This is a genomic window from Flexivirga sp. B27, from assembly GCF_052905685.1.
In genome coordinates this window covers 720,641-728,733 of sequence record NZ_JBPYUM010000002.1, presented here as the reverse complement: position 1 = coordinate 728,733, position 8,093 = coordinate 720,641, and the positions used below count along the sequence as shown (strand labels likewise).

Here is an 8,093-nt window from a genome sequence, read left to right as displayed (position 1 = left end):
TGGCATCAATCATTCGACACGCTGTTGAGTTCTCAAAAAACGACCGCGCCCTTTTGCTCCGCTTTTTTGTGCTTCGCTCTTGGGGCTTCTTAAACTTAACACCCTCTCCGGCGCCTTCCAAATCGGTGTTTTCGGCGAAACCGAAAGCGATCTGAAAGATCGTGAGAAAGTGGATTTGCTGCTCTGGGACCGGCCACCGTGACTCACGTCGGGGTGTCCGTGCCTCCCTGGGCAACGAGGGTCAACCTTACCTGATGTCCGCTGCTGCAGACAACCTGGGGCCGTCCCTGCGCTTCGTGATGTCGAGCACTCCGGCTGTGAGCCGTGGTGCGCTTCGTCCGAGGCGCGAGGCGAAACATTACCCAGCGGCGGAGGCGCACGCAAATCGGCCCCGTCCCGCGCTTTTCGCGCGGAACGAGGCCGACGTGGGTCGCCCGTTGGGCCGGTCGCAGATCAGCCCTCGGAGCGGGCTGCGGCGAGGTGCTTGCGCCCCCGCTTCAGCAGGGCGACACGGCCGTGCAGGAAGTCCTCCGCCGAGAGCTCCGCCTCGGCATCGGTGACCTTGACGTTGTTGACCGAGACGCCACCTTCACCGATGAGCCGGCGCGCGGCGTTCCGTGACTCGGCGATCCCCACCGCGATCAGGGCGTCCACCACGCTTGTTCCGGGTGCCACTTGTCCGCCAGGCAGCTCGGCCGTCGCGTCCTGCAGTGTGCGCTCGTCGAGGCCGGCGACGTCGCCCTTGCCGAAGAGCGCCTCCGACGCTGCCTGCACAGCGGCCGTGGCGTCGGCACCGTGCACGAGAGTGGTCATCTCCGCCGCGATCGTCTTCTGCGCGGCGCGTCGGAAGGGCTCCTCCGCGACTTGGCGCGCGTAGTCGTCGATCGTGCTCTTGTCGAGGTCGGTGAAGACGCGCATCTTGTCGATGACATCGGCGTCGTCCAAGTTGATCCAGAACTGGTAGAAGGCGTATGGCGACATACGGTCCGGGTTGAGCCAGAGAGCATTGCCTTCCGACTTGCCGTATTTGCGGCCTGCAGCGTCGGTGATCAACGGCGTCGTCATCGCGTGCACGGAGACACCCTCCGCCGAGTGGATCAGGTCGACGCCGGCAAGGAGGTTGCCCCACTGGTCGCTGCCGCCGAGCTGCAGTGTGCAGCCCTCTGCCCGGTAGAGGTGCAGGAAGTCCAGGCCCTGCAGGATCTGGTAGCTGAACTCGGTGTAGCTGATCCCCTGGTCGCTGTTCAGCCGGCGCGACACCGCGTCCTTCTTGAGCATCGCGTTGACGCGGAAGTGCTTGCCGTAGTCACGCAGGAAGTCCAGCGCCGAGATCGGCTCGGTCCAGTCGAGGTTGTTGACCATCATGGCCGGGTTGTCGCCGTCGAAGTCGAGCAGTGCCTCGGCCTGCTGACGGATGAGGGCGACGGCTGCCGCGACCTCGTCCTTGCTGCGCATCACCCGCTCGGAGTCGGGTTTGGGGTCACCGATCAGGCCTGTCGATCCGCCGACCAGGCACAGCACCCGGTGGCCGGCGCGCTGCATCTTGCGCGCGACGATCAACTGCACGAGGTTGCCGATGTGCAGCGAGTCTGCGGACGGGTCGAACCCGACATACATCGTCAGCGGCCCGTCGGCGAGTGCCTTTCGCAGCGCGGACTCATCGGTGGTCTGCGCCACCAAGCCACGCCACTGCAGCTCGTCGAAGATCTCGCTCACGATGTTTTCCGTCCTCTCGGGTTGTATGGCGGAGGTGACCGCCGGGACAAGCCTGCCGTATCAGCTCTTGCGGCGACGACGCGGTTTCGCCGATCGGTATGCCGACACCGTCGGGTCGCCGTCGATCCAGAACCGCCAGGGGTATGTCTCGCCGTCGCCGCCGGGACCGCTCACCCCGACCCGCGGGCCGCTGCGGATCAACGCCGCAGGCACCGGCTCACCCCACTGGACCTGCACTGCGGACGTTCCGTCGTGCAGGTCGACCCCGTTGTCGTCCAGGCCGATGCCGAGCGCGCGCGTCAGGCAGGCAGGTCCGCGTGCCAGGTTGCGATCGGGCGCGGACCCGCGGCGTTCCCGGGCGAGATCGATCCCCTCCACGACCTCCCCGGCGCGCAGCAGCACCGCGGCGGCCGTGCCGTCCGGGCCACACACGTAGTTGCAGCACACGTGCATGCCGTAGCTGAAGTAGCAGTAGAGGTGCCCGGCCGGGCCGAACATGATCTCGGTGCGCGGAGTGCGGCCGCGGAATGCGTGTGAGCCTGGGTCACGCTCACCGGCATACGCCTCGACCTCCGTCACGCGTATGGCGACTCCGCGCCCGACCAGTCGCGAGCCGAGCAGCGCGTGCGCGGTCCGGAACGGTTCAGTGGTGCGCATCGATCCAGGCCAGAATCTCTGCCGCTGCCTCGTCGGCGTCGAGCTGCGTGGTGTCCAGTTGCAGAGCGTCGTCCGGCGTCGGGAGCACGGGCATCCGGATCAGATCGGCCAGGGCATCCGGGTCGCGCATCTTGTTGCGCGTCCGGCGCTCCGGCAGGACCACCCGTCGGCACAGCTCGTCCGCGTCGCAGGTCAGCCAGACCGGATAGAAGGGCACACCGCGACGCTGTGCCAGTGCACGCATCTGAACCTCCTGCGCGGCGTCACCCGGCTCGTCCACCCAGAATTTGGTGAAGATGTGGCCGAGCTCGGCGGGCGCGGCCAGGACGGCCTCGTGGACCACCTCGGCGACTCGTTTGGCCAGTACGAACGCCGACTTCGGTAGCTGTCCGAAACCGTCGGCGCCGATCGCGGTGAAGACGGGGTCGTTGACCAGGTGGTTGTCGATCAGCGCGGCGCCGGTCCGCTCTGCGAGAAGCGCACCGATGGTCCGCTTGCCGGACGCCGGCGGGCCGACCAGTTGCACGATGAAGGTCACGACCGCAGTGTCGCAGACCTCAGCGGACCCGCTGCGGGAAGTCGAGCTCCTGCCCGGCCCACTCCCGAACTGCGGCAGAGGCGTCTCGTGCCTGCTGCAGTTGCTCGGCCACCCGGACCGGCGCCGTGCCACCGACACCATCGCGCGAGGAAAGCGAGCCCTCGACGCTCAGGACCGAACGCACCTCCGGTGTCAGCGCCGGGTTGATCGCAGCCAGGTCCTCGTCGGTCAGGTCCCACAGCTCGATGTCCCGCGACTCGCAGACCCGAACGCACTCCCCTGCGACCTCGTGCGCGACCCGGAAGGGAACGCCCTGCTTCACCAACCACTCCGCCACGTCGGTCGCCAGCGCAAACCCTTGCGGGGCAAGCGAATTGAGCCGATCCGGGTGGAACGTCAGCGTCGCGACCATCCCGGAGAAGGCCGGAAGCAGCACCTCGAGCGTGTCCACGGCGTCGAAGACCGGCTCCTTGTCCTCCTGCAGGTCCCGGTTGTAGGCCAGCGGCAGTGCTTTCAAGGTGGTCATCAGTCCGGCCAGGTCGCCGACCAGCCGGCCGGCCTTGCCTCGGGCGAGCTCGGCGACGTCGGGGTTCTTCTTCTGCGGCATGATGCTCGACCCGGTGGAGAAGGCGTCGTCGAGCGTGACGAAGGAGAACTCCTTGGTCGCCCACAGCACGACCTCTTCGGCAATACGAGAGACGTCGACCGCGGACATCGCTGCCACGAAACAGAATTCGGCGACGAAGTCACGGCCCGCCGTGCCGTCGATGGAGTTGCGGGTCGACCGGCTGAACCCCAGGTCGGTGGCGACGGCGAGCGGGTCCAGCCCCAGCGAGGATCCGGCCAGCGCCCCTGAGCCGTATGGCGATTCGTCCGCACGCCGGTCCCAGTCCCGGAACCGCTCGACGTCCCGGAGCAACGCCCAGGCGTGCGCGAGCAGGTGATGGGCGAGCAGAACAGGCTGTGCGTGCTGCAGGTGCGTGCGCCCTGGCATCGCCACCGTCAGATGCGTATCCGCCTGCGCCACCAGCGCGTCGACGACGTCCAACAGCAGGCCGGAGACGAGCCGGGCGTGATCACGCAGGTACATCCGGAAGAGCGTCGCCACCTGGTCGTTGCGGGACCGTCCGGCACGCAGTCGACCACCGACGTCGGCACCGGCTCGCTCGATCAGCCCGCGCTCCAACGCCGTGTGCACGTCCTCGTCATCGGTGGCCGGCGCGAAGCTGCCGTCCTTGACGTCCGTCGCGAGCTGTTCGAGTGCGGTGAGCATCGCCGCCAGGGCGTCCTCGTCGAGCAGGCCTGCTGCATGCAGCACCCGGGCATGTGCCTTGGAGCCGGCGATGTCGTATGGCGCCAGCCGCCAGTCGAAGTGTGTCGACTTCGACAGCGCTGCCAGGGCGTCGGCCGGCCCGCCGGCGAAGCGGCCGCCCCAGAGGCTGAGTCGTTCTGCTGCGTCGGTCACGAGTGCTCACTCTCATCTGTCGTCGTGCGGTGGTGATTTCGATTGTGCGGCCTCCGGCGGTGCACGGGTCAGCCGGCCAGCTCCAGCAGCTGCTCGCCGACCGCGTCCGCTCGCTCGTCGGCCGCGATGATCAGGATCGTGTCGTCTCCGGCGATCGTGCCGAGCACGTGCTGCAGATCGGCATGGTCTATGGCGGAGGCAAGGAAGTTCGCTGCGCCCGGAGGGGTGCGCAACACCACCATATTTCCCGAAACTGTTGCGGTCACGAGCAATTCGCCGCAGATCCGCCGAAGTCGAGAGTCCGCATCCGCGGTGGCACCACTGACCAATGACCGGTCCCCGCCTTCACCGGGAAGCGCGTAGACCAGCTCTCGGCCGTGGCGCACCTTGACGGCACCGAGCTCCACCAGGTCACGGGAGAGCGTCGCCTGCGTCGTCTGCACACCGTCGGCCTTCAGTCGCTGCGCGAGCGACGCCTGCGAGCCGATCGCCTCACGGGTCAGGATCTCGACGATCCGCTGCTGGCGAGCAGTGCGGTTGGCGGCGAGGGAACTGTCGTTGGTCGTCATGTCAGTGTCCGATCCGGTTGCCGCACATCATGATTCGAGCAGGAACGACAGCACGGCCTTCTGCGCGTGCAAGCGGTTCTCGGCCTCGTCCCAGACGACAGACTGCGGGCCGTCGATCACGTCGCCGGAGATCTCGAAGCCGCGATAGGCCGGAAGGCAGTGCATGACGATCGCGTCAGTGGCTGCATGGCTGACCAGGGAACTGTCGACCGCGAACTTGGTGAAGGGGCTCTCGTCCCCCTTGCGGTCACCGGCTTCCGCCTCCTGGCCCATCGACACCCACGTGTCGGTGATGACCACGTCGGCTCCCAGGACCGCAGCCACCGGATCGTCGGTCACCTGCACGGACCCACCCGTCTCGGTGGCGATCTCGGCGGCGCGCTGCAGGATGTCGGCGCGGGGTTGGTGCGTCGTCGGCGCACCGATCCGCACCTTCATTCCCGCTGTGGCACCCCCGAGCAGGTAGGAGTGCGCCATGTTGTTGGCGCCGTCACCGACATACGTCATCGTCAGTCCGGCGAGCTCCCCCTTGTGCTCGCGGATGGTGAGCAGGTCGGCGAGGATCTGACACGGGTGGAAGTCGTCGGTCAGCGCATTCACCACCGGCACAGAGGAATTCGCGGCCATCTCCTCGATGCTGGCCTGCGCGTAGGTGCGCCATACGATCGCGGCGACCTGACGCTCGATCACCCGAGTCACGTCGGCGACCGACTCGCGCGAACCGATCTGTGCGAGCTTGCCGTCGACGGCCATCGGGTGCCCGCCGAGCTCGGCGACACCGACGGTGAAGGACAGTTGCGTGCGCAGCGTCGGCTTGTCGAAGATCAGCGCCACGACTCGCGGACCGTCCAGCGGTCGCAGCGCGAAGCGGTCTGCCTTGAGCTGCGCGGCCCGATCGAGCACTGCCGCCTGCTCCGCCGGTGTGAGGTCGTCGTCGCGCAAGAAGTGCCTGGTGGTGCCTGGTGCGCTGGTCATGCGGTCGCCTCTTCGATGATGTCGGGGAGCGCGGCGACGAAGTCGTCCAACTGCTCCGGTTGTATGACGAGCGGCGGTGCCAGCCGGATCGCGTCCGGCGCCACGGCGTTGATGATGAATCCGCCCGCGCGGGCAGCTGTCATCACCGCGGCGGCGATCGGCTCGTCGAGGGTGATCGCGCGCAGTAGGCCGGCGCCGCGCACGCCTGTCACGTGCGGAATCTTCGCAGCCGCAACGGATTCCGCCAGATGATCACCGGCAGCTTCGACGTGTGCCAAGAGGTCCTGCTGCTCGATCGTGTCCAGCACGGCGAGGCCGGCTGCAGCGGCCAGTGGGTTGCCGCCGAAGGTCGTGCCGTGCTGACCGGCCGTGAGCAGACCCGAAACGTGCGGGCCGAAGGTGATCAGCGCACCGATCGGCACACCGCCACCGAGTCCCTTGGCCACGGTGACTGCGTCCGGCACGATGCCGGCGTGCTGGAAGCCGAACCACTGCCCGGTGCGCCCGATGCCGGTCTGGATCTCGTCGATGATCAGCAACGCCCCTGCGGCCGTGGTGATCTCACGGGCCTCCTGCAGGAAGTCGATCGCGGGAGCAATGACACCCGCCTCTCCTTGCACCGGCTCGAGCACGACAGCGCTGGTCGTCTCGTCCACCGCGGCACGCAGCGCTGCGACGTCGTCATACGGGACATGTGTGACGCCGGGGAGCAGCGGCTCGAACGGCTCGCGGTAGGCGGCTTTGTGCGTCAGTGCCAGAGCACCGGTCGTCCGGCCGTGGAAGGCGCGCTCCGCTGCGACGATGCCGGTGCGGCCGGTCCGCCGCGCGAGTTTGATTGCAGCCTCGATGGATTCGGCGCCGGAGTTGGCGAAGAACACCTTCGAGCCGTCCGGCGCACCGGACACCTGCAGCAGCCGCTCGGCCAGTGCGATCTGTCCCGGCGAGGTGAAGAGGTTCGAGACGTGCACTGCCTCGGCAGCTTGCTTGGAGATCGCCGACACCAGGGCAGGGTGGCCATGACCGAGCGCGTTGACCGCGATGCCGCCGACCAGATCGAGGTAGCGTCGCCCGTCGACATCCCACACGTAGCAACCGTCGCCGCGGTCGAGCACCAGCGGCGGCGTGCCGAACACGCCGAGGATGCTGTCCGAATAGCGTTGCAAAAACTCAGTATTCGATGTCACGGTGTCTCCTTCTCGTTGGTCTCGATACGGGCAGAGTCGTCTCTGTCGGCGCTGCGCCCAACTCGACCAGCGGTGTCGGGATCATCGGGCGTGACCATGGTGCCGATGCCCTCGTCAGTGAAGATCTCCAGCAGGATCGAATGCGGCGATCGCCCGTCGACAACGTGTGCCTGCGGCACCCCACCTCGTATGGCGCGCACACACGCCTCCAACTTGGGGACCATGCCCGCGTCGACGCGGCTCATCAACTCCACCGCCTGGGTGACCGGCAGCGCGCTGAGCAGACTGTCGCGATCCGGCCAATCGGCATAGATGCCTTCGACATCGGTCAGCACGACCAGTTTGTGTGCATCGAGGGCGACGGCCAGCGCGGCGGCAGCGGTGTCGGCGTTGACGTTGAGGACGTCGCTGTCGGAGTCGATGTCGGGAGCGACCGATGACACGACCGGGATCCGACCCGCCGCGAGCAGGTCCTGCACCGCGTCGGGGTTGACCGTGACCACGTCACCGACGTGTCCGATGTCGACCGTCTCGCCGTCCACCACGGCACCCCGCCGGCGCGCGCCGAACAGTGCACCGTCCTCCCCCGACATGCCGACGGCGAGCGGACCGTGCTGGTTGATCAGGCCGACCAACTCGCGAGAAACCTGTCCGGTCAACACCATTCGCACAACGTCCATCGCCTCCGAGGACGTGACCCGCAAGCCCGCCTTGAACTCCGAGGCAATGTCCAGCCGGTCGAGCATCCGCTGGATCTGCGGGCCGCCGCCGTGCACGACCACCGGGCGCAGCCCGGCATACCGCAGGAACGCGACGTCCTGGGCGAAGGCCGCCTTCAGCTCGTCGTCGATCATGGCGTTGCCGCCGTACTTGATCACGACCAGCGCGCCACGGAAGCGCTCGAGCCACGGCAATGCCTGGACGAGGGTGGTCGCCTTGGCGGCCGCGGTGGCGAGGTCGGTGGGTATGCGTTTCATTGCGTGTGGGTC

General features: G+C 67.5%; 8 protein-coding genes. All 8 read right to left on the bottom strand.

All coding sequences use genetic code 11. The features are described from left to right. Positions 1-453: 453 nt before the first annotated feature. Positions 454-1,716 (bottom strand): tyrosine--tRNA ligase, encoded by a 1,263-nt coding sequence (gene tyrS, locus ACSZL9_RS12305; RefSeq protein WP_446665781.1) that lies wholly within the window; start codon positions 1,714-1,716, stop codon positions 454-456. 60 nt (positions 1,717-1,776) lie between these two features. Next, the gene (locus ACSZL9_RS12300; RefSeq protein WP_446665780.1) at positions 1,777-2,373 is read right to left on the bottom strand and encodes a DNA-3-methyladenine glycosylase; all 597 of its coding nucleotides are present in this window, start codon (positions 2,371-2,373) and stop codon (positions 1,777-1,779) included. Continuing rightward, a complete protein-coding gene (locus ACSZL9_RS12295) occupies positions 2,360-2,911 on the bottom strand; it encodes an AAA family ATPase (RefSeq protein WP_446665779.1) in 552 nt (183 codons plus the stop codon). Before ACSZL9_RS12295 ends, ACSZL9_RS12300 begins: the two co-directional genes overlap by 14 nt. Positions 2,912-2,930: 19 nt before the next feature. Next, the gene (argH, locus tag ACSZL9_RS12290; protein WP_446665778.1) at positions 2,931-4,376 is read right to left on the bottom strand and encodes an argininosuccinate lyase; all 1,446 of its coding nucleotides are present in this window, start codon (positions 4,374-4,376) and stop codon (positions 2,931-2,933) included. A gap of 68 nt (positions 4,377-4,444) precedes the next feature. Next, a complete protein-coding gene (locus ACSZL9_RS12285) occupies positions 4,445-4,945 on the bottom strand; it encodes an arginine repressor (RefSeq protein WP_446665777.1) in 501 nt (166 codons plus the stop codon). Positions 4,946-4,972: 27 nt separating this feature from the next. After that, positions 4,973-5,920, bottom strand: a complete 948-nt coding sequence (gene argF / locus ACSZL9_RS12280; protein WP_446665776.1) for an ornithine carbamoyltransferase — start codon at positions 5,918-5,920, stop codon at positions 4,973-4,975. Beyond that, entirely contained in the window at positions 5,917-7,104 is a 1,188-nt protein-coding gene (locus ACSZL9_RS12275; RefSeq protein WP_446665775.1) for an acetylornithine transaminase, read from the bottom strand. The genes argF and ACSZL9_RS12275 overlap by 4 nt, the downstream gene beginning before the upstream one ends. Beyond that, complete coding sequence (argB, locus tag ACSZL9_RS12270) at positions 7,101-8,081, bottom strand: acetylglutamate kinase (RefSeq protein WP_446665774.1); 981 nt, start codon at positions 8,079-8,081, stop codon at positions 7,101-7,103. Before argB ends, ACSZL9_RS12275 begins: the two co-directional genes overlap by 4 nt. Positions 8,082-8,093 lie beyond the last annotated feature (12 nt).